We start from the raw sequence: 18,935 nt of genomic DNA on the forward strand, positions 1-18,935 counted from the left end.
TTAAGTGGCTGAAAATTAATGGGTTTATTACTGGTGTGATTTATGCAGAGTCATATTAAATTGATTTTGATAAGGAATGCACATGCAAGTTAAAACAATACAACAAGTTTATGATTGGACCGTGTTATTTCATACTCAAATGGCAGCCAATTTCCACAGTGTTAAAGACTTACTGGATGAGCATAATCAAATGCTGGTGGACTATTATCTGCAATATGAGAAGAAACTAGCAGAAGATCTCGTTGGCTTTAAAGCCATTACAGAAATAAACACGCTAGATACCTATTGCTATGAGTATTTTGCTGAAAACCCAGAGCTAATTACTTTTAACGATATCAGCACAGATCAGCAAATTGATGAAAAGGCGATTCAGGTTTACTTAACCACGCAACACCAAAAAGTAATCGACTTATACGAGTACTTGGTATCGCGAGCTGATACAGAGCAAAGCAAAGAAAAGCTCGAACGTTTACTTGAGCTTGAACATCAAGGCCTTAAGCAAATGATGCAAAGCTCAAACCGCCATATGGATATGTAATAGATTAATCTATTAATCCGCTTAATGAAAATCGAGTAAGAAGCCGACTTTTTTAAGGTATTTTTGCTCTTGCTGTAAGTCAGCTAAAAGCAAGGTATGTTCTTTAAGCCACTTATTGTGAAACTTTAAGAACATACTATTTTGCTTGGCTGTTACCTCAAGTTTAAAACCTTGATCGGTAATACGCTTTTGATTCAGTAGTACCGCTAAGCGCAAAATCACAATAAGCTGCAATATTTCATAATGCTGCATGGTATGCAGTGCAGGAAACTCTTCTAAACGAATTTTTTTCCGATAAAAACGGATCATGCAACTAAGCAAGGTTTGTTGTTGCTGCGTAAAGCCTGGTAATTGGCTATTCGCAACGATATACGCACTGTGCTTATGTATCCCTGATGAATTAACCCCTAAGCCAATTTCATGCAGCTGCGCGGCCCAATCCAGCAAGTTGATGTAGTCAGGATCGGTAAGTTGCCATGCCTCTTTTACTTGTTCAAACAGCCACTTTGCAGTAGTCGAGACGCGGTTAGCATGCTCTTTATCTATGGCGTTACGCTCAGATAGGTTCGCTATGGTATTAGTGCGAATATCTTTGTGGGCGAGCTTTTGCTGCATTTCATGTAGCAGGCCTTCACGAAGTGAAAAGTCGCTGTATTGCAACGCTTCGATTTTAAACAGCCTAAATATCGCAATTAAAATAGCTAAACCACCACAAATACTCACTTGCCGCTCAGGTGTAAGACCTTCAATTTGTAGCGCTTTTATTTGTTTAGCTGCAATAAACTGAGTTTTTAGTTCTAATAATCGCTCTAATGTAATCAGTTCTTGCTCGGCATCGTTAGCGTTGATCATAGCAAGGATAGATTTAATTGTGCCTGATGTTCCCACCACTGATTGCCAGCCAGCCGATAAGTAGTTGGCAAAAATCACTTCGAGTTCTTGCTCTGCGCGAACCTCAGCTTTGGCAAATCGCTTAGCAGTGATTTGTCCATCTGCAAAAAACTGCTTGGTGTAACTAACACAGCCCATATTGCGGCTAGTAAGTAGCTTGTGCTTAAAGTGTTTGCCAATGATGAGTTCGGTACTGCCGCCGCCGATATCAATGACTAAGCGGTTTTCATCGTGATGAATGTAATGGGCAACACCTTGGTAAATTAAGCGCGCTTCCTCCTGCCCCGATATTACTTCGATTGGGTAAGGAAACACTTTACTTGCTTGGGTTAAGAACGAATGAATATTTTTAGCGCGGCGTAATGTGTAAGTTGCCGCCACTTTGACATTCTCAAGGGGGAAGTCCTGCAAGGTAGTAGCAAACTGCTTAAGAATCGCCAGCGCGCGTTCGATTGCTTCTTGGCTTAAATGATTTTTATCATCTAAACCGTCAGCTAAGTAAACGCGCTGTTTTTCTTTATGTAAGATTTGCAAAGAGCCATCGACCTCTCTTGCCACCACTAAATGAAAACTATTTGAGCCTAAATCAACGGCAGCAATTGAGGGATAATCATTCATTATTATAGTTACTTTCCCATTTCTTAAGGTGGTCATAAATGGCAATTTGCGAGCGAATTTTTTTACGATTGCCGCGGCGCACATAGCTGTTTTTTTGTTCGCTATCGATTATGCGTGCTTTTGTTCTATCTTTAAACTGTAGCTCAAGAATATCAATAATAAGCTGTTTTAATTTTTCATCATAAATCGGTGCGGCTACTTCAACACGGTGATCAAGATTTCGGGTCATCCAGTCTGCCGATGAAATATACACTTTTTCGTCGCCATTATTATGAAACACCATCACCCGAGGGTGCTCTAAAAAGCGGTCAACAATGCTAATAATGCGAATATTTTCGTTAACGGCAGAGGGCACTAACGAACACATGCCACGCACAATAATGCGAATTTTCACACCGCGTCTTGCGGCAAAATAGAGGTGATCAACCAGCTCTTTATCAACAAGGTTGTTTATTTTTAGCGTAATTCGACCAGCCTTACCATGTTCTACATTGGTTATTTCAGCATCAATTAGCGACATAATAGTTTGTCTTGCGTTGACTGGCGAAATCATCAAATGATCAAATTGAAATGGTTTATAGCTACTTTCAATAAACTTAAACACACTATCGCACTCTTCACTAATGCCCTCAAACTTGGTGAATAAGCTAAAGTCAGTGTAGATTTTGGCGGTTTTTTCGTGGAAGTTACCCGTGCCTATATGGGCATATTTCACTATGTTGTTCTTTTCTTTACGGTGAATAACACATAACTTACTGTGAACTTTCAACGCAGGAATACCAAAGATCACTTTAACACCGGCATTGCTTAGGGTTTTTGCCCATTCAATATTGTTTTGTTCATCAAAACGCGCTTTCAGCTCAACCATAACGGTTACGTGCTTGCCATTTTTTGCTGCATTAATAAGCGTAGAGACAAGTCGAGACTGACTCGCAACGCGATAAATATTGACCTTAATTTGGGTTACATCTGGGTCAAAAGCAGCTTGGCGTACAAACTCAAGTAAATGGTTAAAGGTGTGGTAGGGGTAATACAGTAAAATATCTTGCTCTGAAATAGCATCAAACACACTTGAATGATTGTTAAAAGCCGTGCTTTGTAATGCAGGCAGTGGTTTGTTTTCTAAATATTGACGGCCAACATTCGGAAACGCAATAAAATCGCGGAAATTACGGTAACGACCGCCGGGGATCAACGCATCATGTTGGCTTATATTAAGGCGCTTTTTCATCACTTTAAGCATCTCAGCTGGCATGCTCTCGTCATAAACAAGGCGCACAGGCTCTGCAGAAATACGTTGTTTTAGACCTTTTGACATTTTATCGAGCAAGCCTTCTTCAAGCTCGTCATCTAAATTGTATTCGGCATCACGGGTCAATTTGATGGCATAACATTGAATATCATCAAAGCTAAAAAAGCTGCTAAACACATCGCGAATAAAGTAGGCGATAATGTCATCAAGCATCACAATGGTTTTGTGACGGCGCGTTTTCTCTGGTGGCAAAATAACAAATCGAGATACGCGGTCGGTTGGTACTTCCATCATGGCATAATGACTTTTTTGGTTTGTCATCTCGACAAACAAATAGGTCATGGTGTCGTTGATTTGATCTGAGTAGTCTTTCTTTTCAGAGAGTAAAATCGGCAATATGTGTTGCAGCACATTGTCGTGGAAGAATTTTTTCAGCCAACTCAAGTGAAATTCAGATAGCTCCTCAGGTAACTCAACGTGAATATTGTGCTCGTTTAAGTCATTTAAAATGTCTTTATGAATTTGGTTAAACTTTTTACCAAGCTGTAGCACTTTGCTTTGGATCTGATGAAGTAATATTTCGTCTTCTTCAAAGTTCGCATCAGGAATTTTATTAAGTAATATTCGGCGTTTTACATCGGCAACACGAACACGGAAAAACTCATCCATGTTGTTTGAGTAAATACCTAAAAAGCGCATGCGCTCAATAATCGGGTTAGATTTATCTTTAGCTTCTTGCAGCACGCGTTCATTAAAAGACAGCCAACTTAGCTCTTTGGCAAAGTAGTTAACGGCTTGAGAAGAAGAGTGTGATGCGTTCATCTGGTTTTCCAACGTTTATAGCTAGTTAGAATATAGAGGATGCAGATGACGTTTATGTGACGTATTTATCACTTTTATGACATACATGTCAGTTATGTGACATGTATGTCGTTAATTTTAAAGCTTAGTTTAAGTTTAAATATCCCTATAAACTTGCTTGTTATGCGTCCTCAATATCAACAATCAGGTCTGTGGTGATAGACTCAAGTGCAGTGATTACTTCGTCTTTGTTCATGCCTATTGGCAAAGCAACGGTGGCAACAGCACTAAAAATTGGCACACCCCAGTTTGGTGCACTTTGTTGTTTTGAATTTAGGTGAGTGATATTCGCCCCTTTGTGACGAATAACGCTGGCAAGCTCTTGTACAATGCCAGGTCTGTCGTTGCCAGTAATGACAAAATTGATTTGTTCAGATTTTTCTTCTGACAGAGTTTCGGCGCCGCGTTCAATTCTGATTTCTAAATACGGCAGACTATGTAATGCGTCTTGCAATTCTTGCAGGTGCTCTTCAGGTACTGCTGCCTCAATAATCCCTGCAAAGTGACCTGCAAGGTGGCTCAAATTACTGCTTAACCAGTTACCATGATGGTTTAAAATTGTGGCTGAAAGGTCTTCAACTAGGCCGGGTTTGTCTGGCCCCAAAATAGTAATTACTAACTGCTTCATACTTATATCTCTGTAAAAATGCCTCTGAAAAATGCAATAAAAGGAAGGAGGCGTTGGTTAAAAATGATTCTTATTGTCGAAAAAAATAAGTCATCTTGAGTATTGATGCAGTTTTATTGTTTGTCCAATTTTTTCCATATAGTTATAAAAAATTAGTTATAACAGTTTGTTAGGTTGTGAATTTGGTCGTTATAAATATGCAGAGCAATGTCGCAATTTGGTCATTTTTTAACTTTAAAATACGTCCCTGAAATACTCGCTTTATTACACTGAATTATGACGTTTGTAACATTACTGTCATCTTGGTGAAATATAATGCGCGCAACGTTAAGATTTAAGGGTGTTTTGATGACTTCCAATCCGAATAAACCTACCTTTCATACGGATAGAAGCCGTCTATTTAAAGACAGGTTTGCCAAGTGGGGTATTTCCGCAGGTGGCGTAATGGTGCTAGTAGCACTGCTACTTATATTCTTTTACCTTCTTTATGTTGTTCAACCTATTTTTGAGTCAGCAAAAGTAGATACACGTAACAGTGTGAAACTACAAAATGCGTCAGAAGTTGTGGGTCTTGGCATTGAAGAACAAACCGAAATTGCCTTTTTACTCGGTGAAAAAGGTAATGTGGACTTTTACAATGTTGAAAAAGAGCAATTTGGTAAAAAGATCACCACCCTTAATACAGAATTACCAAGCGATGTAAGCAGCTTCGCAAGCTCTGCACCGTTTCAGGGGCAATACGCATACGGCCTAGAAAATGGCTCTGTGGTTGTGGTTGCGCCAAAATTCTTAGTGACATTCCCGAACAATCAACGCAAGTTAACACCACGTTTAGATTACCCGTTGGGTGATATGGCGCTTGAAGTTGATGAGCAAGGTGCGGCAATCACTAAATTTGCATTTAGCCACTACGAAGATAAAACAGCTGTTGTTGCTTTAACGGCTGACAAGCGCGTTATATTCAGCAGCTTTGTGGGTGAAGAAAACATGTTCACCGGCGAAGTAGAGTGGGTTGTTGAGCGTACTGAGCTTGATATCGAAGGTCGTGTTGATGAGCTATTAATCTCACCAGATACAACACGTACATTCGTGCGTTCAGCAAATCAAATTTACGTATATGATACCCGTTACCCTTCTGAAGTTGAGCAAATTCAACTACTTGCAGCTAACGAAGAAAACGCGAACCTAGTTTCAACTCAACTATTGGCTGGTGCCAACTCACTGATGCTTGCTAACGATAATGGCGAAGTTTCACAGTGGTTTGAAGTAAACACTGAAAATGGCCGTGAGTTCCAAAAGATTCGTGCATTTGAAACCAGCAAGCAATCGAAACTAAACATTTTCACCGAGTTCTACCGTCGTACCTTCTTCACAGCAGGCGCTAACGGTGAGCTAGGTATTTATTACACAACTAGCGATGCTAAACTGTGGCAAGGTAAAGTAAGCGAAGGTCCAATTCAAAACTTTGCAATAGCGCCACGTTCAAATGCGGCACTTATTCTTGCTGATGACGCGCTAAAAGTAATTGAAATTCATAACGAGCACCCAGAAGTAACTTGGTCTGCGTTGTGGCAAGAGGTATGGTACGAAGGTTACCCAGAGCCGGGCTACATTTGGCAGTCAACGTCTGCAAGTGATGACTTTGAATCTAAGTTCTCATTAGTGCCAATTTCATTCGGTACGATTAAAGCGGCAATGTACGCAATGTTATTTGCGGTACCAATTGCGCTTTCAGCGGCAATTTACACGGCGTACTTTATGTCGAGTGAATTACGTAAAGTGGTTAAGCCGACTGTAGAAATCATGGAAGCATTACCAACGGTAATCCTAGGTTTCTTAGCGGGTCTTTGGTTAGCACCATTAATTGAAGAGCATTTACCTGCCATTATTGGATTATTGGTGTTGCTACCAATCGCTATTTTATTAACGGCTTTTGGCTGGAACAAGCTACCGGCGTCAATTCGTCACCGTATTCCTGAAGGTTCGCACTCAATTTTACTTATTCCAGTGGTTATTTTCATCGGCTGGTTATCGTTTGCGATGAGTAACTCAATTGAGCTTTGGATGTTTGACGGCAATGTGCGTCAGTACTTAACCAATGAACTGGGTATGACGTTTGACCAACGTAACTCACTAGTTGTTGGTATTGCGATGGGCTTTGCTGTTATCCCAACTATCTTCTCAATTGCTGAAGATGCGGTATTCAGTGTTCCTAAGCACTTATCAAACGGTTCATTAGCACTAGGTGCAACACAATGGCAAACATTGGTTCGCGTAGTATTACTAACAGCAAGCCCAGGTATCTTCTCAGCAGTAATGATGGGTCTAGGCCGTGCTGTAGGTGAAACAATGATTGTACTAATGGCAACAGGTAATACACCTATTATGGACTGGAGTATCTTCCAGGGTATGAGAACACTTGCAGCGAATATCGCGGTAGAAATGCCTGAGTCTGAGGTAGGTAGCTCGCATTATCGCATTCTATTCTTAGCAGCATTTGTATTATTCATATTCACATTCATTTTCAACACAGTGGCTGAGTTTGTTCGACAGCAACTGCGTGATAAATACAGTTCAATGTAGGTGGAGAGACACGACATGGTAAAGCAGTGGTTTAAGTCTGGTTCTCCTTGGATTTGGATGACCGGCGGTGCGGTAAGCATCAGTTTAATCTCGGTTCTTGGCTTACTAGCCATGATTGCTTGGAAAGGTTTAAGCTTTTTCTGGCCATCAGAAGTAGTGCAATTTGAGCTGCAAGGCTCAGTTGAAAAACAAACAGTGATCGGTGAGATTTATGACCGTGAACTAGTTGCAAAATCACGTATTGAGGCGACGGGCGTTGATTTATCTCATTACGATAAAGAGCAACTAGAGCGTTTATTGATTAAAACAGGTAACCGTGAGTACGTAGCTCTAGATTTCCGTTGGGTACTAGAGACAGACATCACATCGCGTACTGCGCCAGCTGAGCTTGCTGTATTCGAGCGTAGTAAAAACGGTAACTTCTACGGTTATGTAGAACAGGTTATTAAAGACGGTGAAGTTATCACTGATAACAAAATCGACGTGCTTTATGATCTTGTAGACCGTGCTGTTGATCTGAATGACCAAGCGTTAGACTTACAAAATGGTGACATTGGTCATATTAACTATGAGCTTGAACGTTTACGCTTAAGAGAAAAAGCATACCAGCTTGATAACGAACTAACCGATGAGCGTGTTGCTGAGCTTGCACAAACTCGTGCTGAGTTACGTGCTGAATACACAGTATTAGAAAAGCAGTTATTCGCGCTTCGTAAACAAGCAAAGCGTGACCAAGTAACTGTAAGAGACATGCGCGGTGAAGTGGTTACTATACCTCTGTATCAAGTTCTTGATGTGTGGTTCCCTAATGACATGGGCTTCTTTGCTAAGCTTGGTCATTACTTTGTACAACTTGGTAAGTTTGTAGCAGATGACCCACGTGAAGCAAACACAGAAGGCGGTGTATTCCCAGCGATTTTCGGTACCGTGTTCATGGTATTACTAATGGCAGTGATTGTGACGCCGTTTGGTGTTGTTGCAGCTATTTACTTACATGAATACGCAGCAAAAAATGCCGTGACTAAGATGATCCGTATCGCGGTAATCAACCTTGCAGGTGTACCTTCGATTGTATACGGTGTATTTGGTCTAGGTTTCTTTGTATACATGCTAGGTGGCAGTATTGACCAATTGTTCTACCCTGAGTCATCGCCAAGCCCAGTATTTGGTACGCCAGGTGTGATTTGGTCTGCTTTAACGCTAGCAATTTTAACGCTTCCTGTTGTTATTGTTTCGACTGAAGAAGGTTTATCACGTATTCCAAGTACGGTTCGTCATGGTTCATTAGCACTTGGCGCAACAAAAGCAGAAACGCTATGGCGTATCATCATTCCGATGGCAAGCCCAGCGATTATGACAGGTTTAATCTTAGCGGTTGCACGTGCAGCCGGTGAAGTAGCACCACTAATGCTTGTTGGTGTTGTTAAGATGGCGCCAACACTGCCACTTGACGGTAACTTCCCATACATACATTTAGATAGAAAATTTATGCACTTAGGTTTCCACATTTACGATGTTGGTTTCCAAAGCCCTAACGTAGAAGCGGCACGTCCGCTGGTATATGCCACGGCATTCTTACTGGTATCAGTAATTATCGCCCTGAATATCACCGCGATTGGTATTCGTAACCACTTACGCGAAAAGTTTAGAGCTCTTGAGCATTAATACAGAATTTTTATAGGTAGACAGAGATGATTACAGTTGCACCACAAGTAAACCAAGCGAAAAGCGCGGCAAAGCTAGATTTAGATAACCTAACTGCAGAACAAACAGCGTTAGAGATTAAAAACTTAGATCTATACTACGGTGATAAACAAGCGCTTAGCGGCGTAAATATGAACATCCCGAAAGGTCAGGTAACAGCATTTATCGGTCCATCGGGTTGTGGTAAATCAACACTTTTACGTTGTATCAACCGTATGAACGACCTTGTTGATAGCTGTCGTATTGATGGTGAGATCTTACTACATGGTCACAATATCTATGATAAGAATGTAGATGTTGCTGCACTACGAAGAAATGTCGGGATGGTATTCCAACGTCCTAATCCATTTCCAAAATCAATCTACGAAAATGTAGTTTATGGCCTACGCTTACAAGGTATTAAAGAAAAGCGTAAACTAGACGAAGTGGTTGAACAATCTTTACGTGGCGCGGCATTATGGGATGAAGTTAAAGACCGTTTACACGATAGTGCATTTGGCCTATCGGGTGGTCAGCAACAGCGTCTTGTTATTGCTCGCTCAATTGCTATCGAGCCTGAAGTACTACTTCTGGATGAGCCTACATCGGCACTAGATCCAATTTCTACTTTAGTTATCGAAGAGCTAATTAACGACTTAAAGAATAAGTTTACCGTGGTAATCGTTACTCACAACATGCAACAGGCTGCTCGTGTATCAGACCAAACTGCGTTTATGTACATGGGTGAGTTGATTGAGTATTCAGATACCAATACGTTATTTACAACACCAAGCAAGAAGAAAACAGAAGACTACATTACAGGCCGTTACGGTTAGTCAATAAAGTCACTTGGTACCGTAAACGAAATTTATAGAGGTAGACAATGGAACATAATATCAATAAACACATTTCGGGCCGCTTTAATGAAGAGCTTGAAAATGTGCGTAACCATGTATTAAACATGGGTGGTTTAGTTGAGCAACAACTAAACAGTGCGCTGGATGCTGTTAGTAATGGTGATGCCGATCTTGCACAAAAAGTTCGTGAAAACGACTACAAAGTAAATGCAATGGAAGTGAACATCGACGAAGAATGTACACGCATTATCGCTCGTCGTCAGCCGGCAGCGAGTGACTTACGTCTTGTAATTGCTATTGCAAAAACAATTGCCGATTTAGAGCGTATTGGTGATGAAGCTGAGCGTATTGCTAAAGTTGCGCTGGACTCATTCACAAAAGATCAGCAAGACCTACTGGTGAACATTGAAAACATGGGTCGCCAAGTATCAAAAATGCTTCATGATGTACTTGATGCATTTGCACGTATGGATGTGCAATGTGCGTTTGAAGTACATAAAGAAGACGCCAAAGTTGACCGCGAATACGAAGCAATTACCCGTCAAATCATGACATATATGATGGAAGATCCACGCTCAATCCCGAAAATTATGGATTTAGTGTGGTCAGTTCGTTCATTAGAACGTATTGGCGACCGTTGCCAGAATATTGCTGAATACATCATCTATTTTGTTAACGGCAAAGATATTCGTCATACATCTCAAGAAGATATCGAAAAGTCGCTGTAAATTTAGCCGCAACTTTTCATTATTAAACCGAGCGGCCTTAGGCCGCTTTGTCTATTATTGGTGATGTAAGGCAGAAAAAGCGTTCACAATCGAACACAATGCTGTAAAATTCGCAGCTGCCAAAGCATACTAATTTATAAAGGGTCAGTTATGCCTACAAATGCATTTTTAGGGGTTTTTGCTAAATCACCTATTAAGCCTATGGAAGATCACATTAAGAAAGTACATCAAGCAAGTAAAGCATTGATCCCTTTCTTTAATCACGTGTTTAAAGAAGAATGGCAAGAAGCGGAAGAAATCCGTCTAAACATTCGTAATTTAGAGCGTGAAGCTGATGAAATGAAACGTAACATCCGCCTTCAACTACCTCGTGGCTTATTCATGCCAGTTGAGCGTACCGATTTGCTAGAGCTTGTTACTCAACAAGACAAAATTGCTAACAAAGCAAAAGATATCGCAGGTCGTGTAGTTGGTCGTGAGATGATCATACCTACCGAAATCCAAACAGATTTCCTTGCTTATTTAACTCGTTGTGTTGATGCGACTAAACAAGCGTCAAAAGCAATCAATGAGCTAGATGAGCTGCTTGAAACGGGCTTCAAAGGTCGCGAAGTGACTTTAGTTGAAAAAATGCTCGTTGAATTGGACGCTATTGAACAAGACACGGATGACATGCAGATCAAAATTCGCCGTCAATTGCGCGCCATCGAAAATGAACTTAACCCTGTTGACGTGATGTTCTTATACAAGATCATTGAGTGGGTAGGCGAGCTTGCAGATATTGCAGAGCGCGTAGGTTCTCGTCTTGAGCTGATGTTAGCTCGTTAATTAAAAATCAGTTCAAACACGAAAAAAATTAAAGGTTCACACAATGGATATCATTGCAAATTACGGCACGTTATTGGTTTTAACTGCCGCCGCAGTCGGTTTCTTCATGGCTTATGGTATTGGTGCAAATGACGTTGCCAATGCGATGGGTACATCAGTAGGCTCAAAAGCACTTACAATTAAACAAGCAATCATCATCGCTATGGTGTTTGAATTCGCTGGCGCATACCTTGCCGGTGGTGAGGTTACATCTACAATCCGTAAAGGGATTATCGATGCCACGCCGTTTATGGACATACCTGAGTTAATGATACTAGGTATGATTGCCGCGTTATTCGCTGCAGGTAGCTGGTTATTAATTGCCTCTTTCTTAGGCTGGCCAGTATCTACGACTCACTCAATCATCGGTGCCATCATTGGTTTCGCATTAGTTGCAGTAGGTAGCGAAGCAATCCAATGGAACAAGGTAATGGGTATCGTAGGTAGCTGGATTGTTACCCCTGCTATCTCAGGTTTTATTGCTTACTTGATTTTCATGAGTGCGCAAAAGCTAATTTTTGACACTGATGCACCACTTAAAAATGCTAAGCGTTTCGTACCTATCTATATGGGTCTAGCGGGCTTCATCATGTCGCTTGTAACAATCAAGAAAGGCTTAAAGCACATTGGTATCAACTTAGGTGCTGTTGAAGGTTATGCCCTTTCTATCGCGATTGCTGTTGTAGTTGCTATCATCGGTAAGATTGCGATTGCTCGCCTTAAAATTGACCCTAAAGCTGACAAAGCAATGCAATTCAACAACGTTGAGAAAGTGTTCGCAGTACTAATGGTACTAACGGCATGTTGTATGGCTTTCGCGCACGGTTCAAACGACGTTGCTAACGCAATCGGTCCACTAGCTGCTGTTGTAAACATTGTTGAGCACAACGGTGAAATCGCTAAGAAAGCGGCTATCGCATGGTGGATTTTACCACTAGGTGGTTTAGGTATTGTTGCTGGTCTTGCTATTTTAGGTAAGAAAGTAATTAAAACAATCGGTGAAGGTATCACGCACTTAACACCAAGCCGTGGTTTTGCTGCTGAGCTTGCTGCTGCTTCTACAGTTGTTATCGCATCAGGTACTGGTTTACCTATTTCTACTACACAAACACTTGTAGGTGCGGTTTTAGGTGTAGGTATGGCACGCGGTATTGCAGCACTTAACATGGGTGTTGTAAGAAACATTGTAGTTTCTTGGGTAATTACATTGCCAGTTGGCGCAGCCCTTGCTATTGTTATTTTCTATGTACTGAGAACTGCCTTCGGGGTATAAAAAGTACTAAAAGACTTTTAGCTTGAAAAGATCTCAATGCCTTAGGTATTGGGGTCTTTTTATTTGCAGGTAGAGAATGAATAACTTACCAAGTATTAAACAACTACAGTATTTATTAGCAGTCCACCAACATCAACACTTTGGCCGCGCAGCAAGCGCCTGTTTTATCGGTCAATCAACCTTAAGTAGTGCAATTCAGAACTTAGAAGAAACCTTAGGTTGCCAGCTTATAGAGCGTGAAAACCGCAGCTTAATGTTTACCGCAATTGGTGAAGAGGTTGTCGAAAAAGCACGTAAGATTATTGACGACACCCTTAGCCTTAAAGAGCTGACAAAAAGCTTTTTAACGCCTTTAAGTGGCACACTCACGCTTGGTGTAATCCCTACGATAGCCAGTTTTATTGCTGCGCCTTTATATCATTTCTGCAAACAGACCTTTACCGAGTTAGAGTTAGTTTTGGTTGAAGACACCAGTGACAAGCTACTCGATAAACTAGAGCATGGCCAAATTGATATGGCATTGCTTGCTTTACCTTATGACACTGAAAAGTTTCATACCCAAGTACTCGCTAAAGATCAGTTCAGCCTAGTGCACCATAAAGATTACACACCAGCAGATGGCGTGGAAGACTTTAACCTATTACCAGATGCGAGTGTGTTCTTACTAGAGCGTGAGCACTGTATGACAGGCCATGCGTTAAGTGCCTGCCATTTGAATCGCTCAAGCTGTATTAACCCATTTGAAGCGGCAAGCTTACATACCTTATTAAGTATGGTTGAACACCAGCTTGGTGTTACTTTCTTACCGCAAATGGCTATCAATGCCGGTATTTTAGATAAAAAAGATATGGTTGCTACGCCATCACAAGGCGATGCATACCGTGATATTGGCATTGTGTGGCGTAAAACCACAGGCCGGATCAGAGACTTTAGGCTGTTTAGTCAGCAGCTAGAGCTCTTTCTTAATAAGCAGTGTAGCTTAGACGGTCAATGCGACGAATAATAAAGAACCCCAAATAAAAAATATTTGGGGTTTTTTATTATTTAAGCAAACTATTTTTTTCCTTCCCTCGACTAACATAATAACAAAACCATTAAAGGCAGATCAGATGACGAGGCTAGCGTGTTTTTTCAATCCCTTGAGACACTAATTGCTAAAGCGCAACAGGGCAATAAACGGGCGTGGTTGAAATTAGTCAAGCAGCACGAAACACAGGTATATAACTATTGCCTAAGGATGTTAAGTCACCCTGATGATGCAATGGATTTAATGCAAGAAGTGTTTATTTCTGTTTATAAAAGCTTGCCGAGCTTTCGTGGTGAATCGAGTTTTAATACTTGGCTCTATCAAATTGTGCACCGGCGTAGTGTTGAATATTACCGCCGCCGTAAGCTGCATCAAGGTTTAGACGATATACCAGAAGAAAGCTGCGAGCATAGTGAGTTAGAAACCAATCAACTGCAATCTGAGCAGCATCATGAACTCAAAGCAATGATGAACAATTTACCCTGGGAGCAACGCTTGGTGGTGGAGTTAAAGTTTTTTCAGCACTGTACATTTGAAGAAATCGCTGAGCAATTAGGTATTTCGACCAATACAGCTAAATCAAGACTATACAGTGCGCTTGGTAAGTTAAAAGTGTATTTGGAGGCCGTAGATGGCTAATTTAGATTCATTATTTACCGCATGGTTAGAAGGCGAGAGCCTCACTGAAGAGCAGATTGCGTTGCTACAAGCCAATGCTGAGTATGCATCAATGATGAACAATGCAATGCAGTGGCAACAACAAAGTCAACATTATGAAACGGTGCCCGTACCAAATTGGGATCGAGAGTCTACGATGCCTAAAGTGCAAAAAACGAGTCTGTTTTTTGGTGCTGGAATGTGGGCAGTGGCTGCTTCAATAGTATTTTGCGCATGGGTTTTTGTTAGTAATCCACAGCAAGGAAATCAGCAGTTACTTGAGCAAGTGGCCAAGCAAACCAATTTACTAGAGTCACAACAAAAGCAAATTGATCAGTTGCAAAACATTATTACTGCGCAAAACGAAGTGCAGCAACAACAGATGTACCAACTGGCCAAAGAAGCGATTAAAACCGGGCGAGTCGAGCGCCAAGAAGATATTGCCAGCGTACTTGCATATATCAAAACGCAGCGGGCCCAAGACCAAGCGTACTTACGTATGCAGTTAAATGATTTAGCAGAGCAAGTGGACGGCGGACCATTGCCAACCGTTGCCAACAATTTGGAGTATTAAGATGTCAAAATACAAATCAACTACGGCAGCCTTATTGCTTTGCACAGCAGTAAGCTTACAGGCACAAGCAAGTGATGAGTTAGATAAAATTCAGCGTGAAGTCGGGATCATGGAAAAAATCCTCTCAGCGGCGTTAAAACAAGATACCGATAACAAGGTAAGAAATGTGTCTTCGAGTTATTTGCAGCATCAAGGTGTGGTGTTTAGCTTTGATGTACGAGGCAGTTCGCGCTGGTCTACAGTGTTTGCCTCTGTACCCGATGCGCCGCTGCCACCTATGCCAGATATTGATTTTGAAGAACTAACTGAAATCGAAGTGTTAGGCGAACATGTGCAAGTGATCAGCGATGCAGTAGTCGTGAAAACGCAAGAAGCCTATCAGCAAGCCATGGAAGTGATGCGCGAAAGTGCAGAGCGAGTACGTGAAGTCGCTGAGCAAGAGCGCGATGTGAGCCGTGAAATCCGTGATCTTGAACGTGAAAAGCGCGACCTTGAATTTGACCGTCGTCACGATAAAGATGCCAAAGAGCAAGAGCTCGAAAAACGTAAACAAGCATTGCAAGCATCGATTAAAGAGCTTGAAAAGCAGCAGCAAAAGTTATCACAAAAGCAGCAACAAATGCGCAAAGAGTTAGCCGAGAAAAAACAAGCTCGTGTTAAAGAGCAAAAGCAACAGCTGGCTTCTTTAGCTAAGCAAGTAGATAAGAGCTTATCACTGACTTTGTGTGATTATGGGAGCGGTTTAAGAAATCTGCCTAACGATGAACATGTCAGCTTTATCATCCGTGGTGTTAGCGAAGGTAAAACTGAGCAAGTAAAAGTATTTAAAAAGTCAGACATTAAAAAGTGTGTGGTTGGCGATATAAAAGCCGCGCAATTACTCGAAAAAGCATCAACTTATAGTTTTTAAATTCTCCCAACTAAAAAAGCAGCCTAAAGTGGCTGCTTTTCATTCATTGAAAATGGTTTTAAGTCGGGTAAAAACAACAAGTAAACCCACACGACTAAGTTAAAGTAAGGTACTAAACCTAGCCCTGTAAATGTTTTTACCGGGTACCCCTTAAAGGTCGCATTACGGTAACATTGATACGCTATCCCTAGATTCACAATCAGCAACAAAACGATTAGTTGTGTCATCACTTTTCTCCTTTATACCGCTAATAGATGGACTTAACGATGTTAAGTCATACTCAGTATGTTTAATGTAATAAGTAATGTCATGTTTATTATAGATAATCACTATAAAAACACGACATTTTATCTTGCTGTGGATTTAAGTATAGATGAGTATTGTCAGTATGGAAGTTTAAAAACTAAGAAAAAATGTTTAAAATGTATTAAATTTAGGCTTTTTAAGGCTAGATATTTGTTAGTTAAAAAGATTATTTTCAGATATTTTTTTCAGCTCGTCGCTAATTTTTTCAACCGGTACTGGGCGGGCAATAAAGTAGCCTTGACCATAGTCGATACCAATTTCTTTTAGCGCTAAGAATATTTCTTTGTTTTCAACATATTCAGCAACAGAGCGCTTATCAAGCGAACGGCTAATATCATTAATCGCTTTTACAAGCGCTAAATCGATTGGGTCGTTCAACATGTCGCGAACAAATGAACCATCAATTTTTACGTGTTGAGCCGGTAACTGTTTAAGGTAATTAAAGGTACTAAAGCCAGTACCAAAGTCATCAATAGAGAAGTGACAGCCTAATCCATTCAAACGCTCGATCATGGCACGGGTTGCAACTAGGTTATTAATACTCGCAGACTCGGTGATCTCAAAAATAATGCGTGTTGGTTCAACATTGTATTCTTTTAAGCTCGATTCAATATGCGGCAGTAAGCGTTCATCTAAAAACGACTGTGCTGATAAGTTAATTGCTACTTGGTTAAGCTCTGGGTACTCGGCAACGCTCTTAATGGCATTACGAATAACACATTGGTCCATCAAGAAAGTATCGTTTAAAAGCTCTAAAGCAGGAATAAACTGATTAGGGTAGATAAGCTCATCATCAAGCTTTAAGCGTAATAGTGCTTCAAAGTAGGCGACGTGGCCGCGTTTAAAGTCCCAAATCGGTTGATAGTGCAGTTCGATAGCATCATGTTGTAATGCTTGGCGAATACTATGGCCCCATTCAAGACCGGCTTGTAAACTATTGTGATGACTATCTTCTTTTGAATAACAGTGTACTAAGTTACGGCCTAAGCTTTTTGCTACATAAAGGGCGATATCAGCTTGTTTTAAACACTCACTTGGGTCGTTATTTTGCTCGGTGATTTGTGTTAAACCAATTGAACAGCTAATTGAGTACTCTTGACCTTCTGAATGAAAGCGGTGCTTTTCAATCGCCATACAAATACTTTCTGCCACCAAGTGTGCATCGAGTAAGTTAGTATTTTTTAAGATCACGGCAAATTCATCACCACCGATGCGGCACACTAAGTGCTCATCACTAATATTCGCTGTGAATAACTGGGCAACTTCTTTTAAAACGATGTCACCTTGTTGGTGACCTTTACTGTCGTTGATGATTTTAAAGTGATCTAAATCGATATAAATCAGCGCGTGCTCTGTATCGTTACTGGTGTATTGTGCTTTACAAATACGTTGTAATTGTTGGTCAAAGTAATAACGGTTATGCAGCTCTGTGAGCGTATCGTGCAAGGCTAAATGACGAAGTTGTAGCTCTGCCTGCTTACGCTCATGAATGTTATCTATGGTGGCGGTAATAGTTGCTGAGTTTTGGCTGTTTTTAATCAGCTGTAAGCGACACTCAACCCAAATGGCATTGCCATTTTTATGTTTTAGTTGGATCTCTACCTGTTGCTGTTGCTCACCACCATGCAAAATACGCTGAATAGTATCTTGTAGCTTTGTTTTACACTCAGGTAAACAAAAGTCAGTTAATGACTTTGCTAAACTAGACTTAATGCCATAGCCCGTTAAATGCTCCCAAGCAGGGTTAATAAAGCGAATATTACCCTCTTGGTTAAACTCAAGTACCACAGTATTTAGGTGTAATAAAATACGTTGGTGGGCAGAAAACAGCTCTTTATAGCGGCTTTGACTTTGGCTTAGTTGTTCTACTTTTTGCGCAAACTCTGCATAGCTCACCATGAAATCTTCACGGCGGGCAGCGTGGTCACACACTTTACTTAATAACGAGTGATCGTACGGGGCGCGAATAAAGTCAGTTACGCCAGATAGCAACAACTGCTCAGCATAATCTGCATCATTGTTATCAATGATGGTTACAATCGCTTGCTTTGGGTTGTGCTGTAGTATTTCGCTAATTAACCCAGCTGCGGTATCTGAATGAGATTCGGTGGCGTCAATCAATACAATGGCAAATTTTTGCTGCAGATAGGTCGCAAGTGCCGCTTTTGTTGAAGTGGTATGGGTTATCGCGAAGCTAAGTTTTAACTGTTCGCTGATATCTTCTGCTTTACGGTTATCTGTTTCAAGTAGTAATAAATTAAGGCGACTACTTTTTTCAAGGTGAGTTGATAACACGTTGGCTAGCACTTGCGGCAGCATATCTTGGCGTTCAAATGGAAGAACAGCATCAATGCCATAGCTGCGAGCCGTGGTTTCGGCTATACGTTCACAATAGATTGGTGGAGTAAGTAAAATTGGTGTGTTTTTTGGTGTTTTTAATAACCCTGAACGGATCATGCGCGAAAAGCGCCAACCATCAATCTTACCGACCTCAAGGCCTGTAATGATAATATCCACCGGGTGGCTTTTAAGAATTTTAAGCGCATCTTGAGAGTCACTGGCTTCGATAAACGTGAAGACATTAAGCTTGTTTAATGTGGTCTTAATTGTTTCACGCTCAGCAACGCTCGCGTTCAAAATTAGCAGCTTTAACTGCTTTGCCATGGCGCTACTACCTCTTAC

Annotated in this window: 16 protein-coding genes; 11 read left to right on the forward strand and 5 right to left on the reverse strand. The window is 41.0% G+C overall.

Annotation, left to right across the window (positions count from 1 at the left end; genetic code table 11):
• The first annotated feature begins 82 nt into the window (after positions 1 to 82).
• Complete coding sequence (locus AOG26_RS16570) at positions 83 to 538, forward strand: hypothetical protein (protein ID WP_054563522.1); 456 nt, start codon at positions 83 to 85, stop codon at positions 536 to 538.
• Positions 539 to 559: 21 nt separating this feature from the next.
• Here the strand turns inward: AOG26_RS16570 and ppx are convergent, their stop codons facing one another.
• The 3 genes from ppx to AOG26_RS16585 all read right to left on the reverse strand — a co-directional run bounded on the left by ppx (position 560) and on the right by AOG26_RS16585 (position 4,788).
• Entirely contained in the window at positions 560 to 2,047 is a 1,488-nt protein-coding gene (gene ppx, locus AOG26_RS16575) for an exopolyphosphatase (protein ID WP_054563523.1), read from the reverse strand.
• Positions 2,040 to 4,121 (reverse strand): polyphosphate kinase 1, encoded by a 2,082-nt coding sequence (gene ppk1 / locus AOG26_RS16580; RefSeq protein WP_054563524.1) that lies wholly within the window; start codon positions 4,119 to 4,121, stop codon positions 2,040 to 2,042. The genes ppx and ppk1 overlap by 8 nt, the downstream gene beginning before the upstream one ends.
• A gap of 160 nt (positions 4,122 to 4,281) precedes the next feature.
• The gene (locus AOG26_RS16585) at positions 4,282 to 4,788 is read right to left on the reverse strand and encodes a glycine cleavage system protein R (protein WP_054563525.1); all 507 of its coding nucleotides are present in this window, start codon (positions 4,786 to 4,788) and stop codon (positions 4,282 to 4,284) included.
• A gap of 348 nt (positions 4,789 to 5,136) precedes the next feature.
• Between AOG26_RS16585 and AOG26_RS16590 the strand changes: the two genes are divergently transcribed.
• From AOG26_RS16590 to AOG26_RS16635, 10 genes are all read left to right on the forward strand, one after another.
• A complete protein-coding gene (locus AOG26_RS16590) occupies positions 5,137 to 7,371 on the forward strand; it encodes an ABC transporter permease subunit (RefSeq protein WP_054563526.1) in 2,235 nt (744 codons plus the stop codon).
• 15 nt (positions 7,372 to 7,386) lie between these two features.
• Positions 7,387 to 9,036, forward strand: a complete 1,650-nt coding sequence (gene pstA / locus AOG26_RS16595; RefSeq protein ID WP_054563527.1) for a phosphate ABC transporter permease PstA — start codon at positions 7,387 to 7,389, stop codon at positions 9,034 to 9,036.
• A 26-nt stretch (positions 9,037 to 9,062) separates the two neighbouring features.
• The gene (gene pstB / locus AOG26_RS16600) at positions 9,063 to 9,890 is read left to right on the forward strand and encodes a phosphate ABC transporter ATP-binding protein PstB (protein ID WP_054552475.1); all 828 of its coding nucleotides are present in this window, start codon (positions 9,063 to 9,065) and stop codon (positions 9,888 to 9,890) included.
• 47 nt (positions 9,891 to 9,937) lie between these two features.
• Positions 9,938 to 10,639 (forward strand): phosphate signaling complex protein PhoU, encoded by a 702-nt coding sequence (phoU, locus tag AOG26_RS16605; RefSeq protein WP_054563528.1) that lies wholly within the window; start codon positions 9,938 to 9,940, stop codon positions 10,637 to 10,639.
• 150 nt (positions 10,640 to 10,789) lie between these two features.
• Positions 10,790 to 11,467 carry a TIGR00153 family protein gene (locus tag AOG26_RS16610; RefSeq protein ID WP_054563529.1) on the forward strand — a complete coding sequence of 226 codons (678 nt, stop codon included), beginning with the start codon at positions 10,790 to 10,792 and terminating at the stop codon, positions 11,465 to 11,467.
• 43 nt (positions 11,468 to 11,510) lie between these two features.
• On the forward strand, positions 11,511 to 12,779 hold the full coding sequence (locus AOG26_RS16615) for an inorganic phosphate transporter (protein ID WP_054563530.1): 1,269 nt from the start codon (positions 11,511 to 11,513) through the stop codon (positions 12,777 to 12,779).
• 76 nt (positions 12,780 to 12,855) lie between these two features.
• A complete protein-coding gene (locus AOG26_RS16620) occupies positions 12,856 to 13,782 on the forward strand; it encodes a hydrogen peroxide-inducible genes activator (RefSeq protein ID WP_054563531.1) in 927 nt (308 codons plus the stop codon).
• A 120-nt stretch (positions 13,783 to 13,902) separates the two neighbouring features.
• Positions 13,903 to 14,445 (forward strand): RNA polymerase sigma factor, encoded by a 543-nt coding sequence (locus tag AOG26_RS16625; RefSeq protein WP_054563532.1) that lies wholly within the window; start codon positions 13,903 to 13,905, stop codon positions 14,443 to 14,445.
• Positions 14,438 to 15,037, forward strand: coding sequence for a hypothetical protein (locus AOG26_RS16630; RefSeq protein ID WP_054563533.1), 600 nt, complete (start codon positions 14,438 to 14,440; stop codon positions 15,035 to 15,037). Before AOG26_RS16625 ends, AOG26_RS16630 begins: the two co-directional genes overlap by 8 nt.
• A 1-nt stretch (position 15,038) precedes the next feature.
• Positions 15,039 to 15,947, forward strand: a complete 909-nt coding sequence (locus AOG26_RS16635; RefSeq protein ID WP_054563534.1) for a hypothetical protein — start codon at positions 15,039 to 15,041, stop codon at positions 15,945 to 15,947.
• Positions 15,948 to 15,970: 23 nt separating this feature from the next.
• Here the strand turns inward: AOG26_RS16635 and AOG26_RS16640 are convergent, their stop codons facing one another.
• Positions 15,971 to 16,174, reverse strand: coding sequence for a hypothetical protein (locus tag AOG26_RS16640; protein ID WP_054563535.1), 204 nt, complete (start codon positions 16,172 to 16,174; stop codon positions 15,971 to 15,973).
• A gap of 232 nt (positions 16,175 to 16,406) precedes the next feature.
• The gene (locus AOG26_RS16645) at positions 16,407 to 18,917 is read right to left on the reverse strand and encodes a two-component system response regulator (protein WP_054563536.1); all 2,511 of its coding nucleotides are present in this window, start codon (positions 18,915 to 18,917) and stop codon (positions 16,407 to 16,409) included.
• Positions 18,918 to 18,935 lie beyond the last annotated feature (18 nt).

Source organism: Pseudoalteromonas sp. UCD-33C (assembly GCF_001306895.1).
In the GTDB taxonomy this organism is placed as follows: domain Bacteria; phylum Pseudomonadota; class Gammaproteobacteria; order Enterobacterales; family Alteromonadaceae; genus Pseudoalteromonas.

Coding starts and splice junctions, on each gene's coding strand:
- AOG26_RS16570 (WP_054563522.1), top strand. CDS start 83: ATGCAAGTTAAAACAATACAACAAGTTTATGATTGGACCGTGTTATTT.
- ppx (WP_054563523.1), bottom strand. CDS start 2,047: ATGAATGATTATCCCTCAATTGCTGCCGTTGATTTAGGCTCAAATAGT.
- ppk1 (WP_054563524.1), bottom strand. CDS start 4,121: ATGAACGCATCACACTCTTCTTCTCAAGCCGTTAACTACTTTGCCAAA.
- AOG26_RS16585 (WP_054563525.1), bottom strand. CDS start 4,788: ATGAAGCAGTTAGTAATTACTATTTTGGGGCCAGACAAACCCGGCCTA.
- AOG26_RS16590 (WP_054563526.1), top strand. CDS start 5,137: ATGACTTCCAATCCGAATAAACCTACCTTTCATACGGATAGAAGCCGT.
- pstA (WP_054563527.1), top strand. CDS start 7,387: ATGGTAAAGCAGTGGTTTAAGTCTGGTTCTCCTTGGATTTGGATGACC.
- pstB (WP_054552475.1), top strand. CDS start 9,063: ATGATTACAGTTGCACCACAAGTAAACCAAGCGAAAAGCGCGGCAAAG.
- phoU (WP_054563528.1), top strand. CDS start 9,938: ATGGAACATAATATCAATAAACACATTTCGGGCCGCTTTAATGAAGAG.
- AOG26_RS16610 (WP_054563529.1), top strand. CDS start 10,790: ATGCCTACAAATGCATTTTTAGGGGTTTTTGCTAAATCACCTATTAAG.
- AOG26_RS16615 (WP_054563530.1), top strand. CDS start 11,511: ATGGATATCATTGCAAATTACGGCACGTTATTGGTTTTAACTGCCGCC.
- AOG26_RS16620 (WP_054563531.1), top strand. CDS start 12,856: ATGAATAACTTACCAAGTATTAAACAACTACAGTATTTATTAGCAGTC.
- AOG26_RS16630 (WP_054563533.1), top strand. CDS start 14,438: ATGGCTAATTTAGATTCATTATTTACCGCATGGTTAGAAGGCGAGAGC.
- AOG26_RS16635 (WP_054563534.1), top strand. CDS start 15,039: ATGTCAAAATACAAATCAACTACGGCAGCCTTATTGCTTTGCACAGCA.
- AOG26_RS16640 (WP_054563535.1), bottom strand. CDS start 16,174: ATGACACAACTAATCGTTTTGTTGCTGATTGTGAATCTAGGGATAGCG.
- AOG26_RS16645 (WP_054563536.1), bottom strand. CDS start 18,917: ATGGCAAAGCAGTTAAAGCTGCTAATTTTGAACGCGAGCGTTGCTGAG.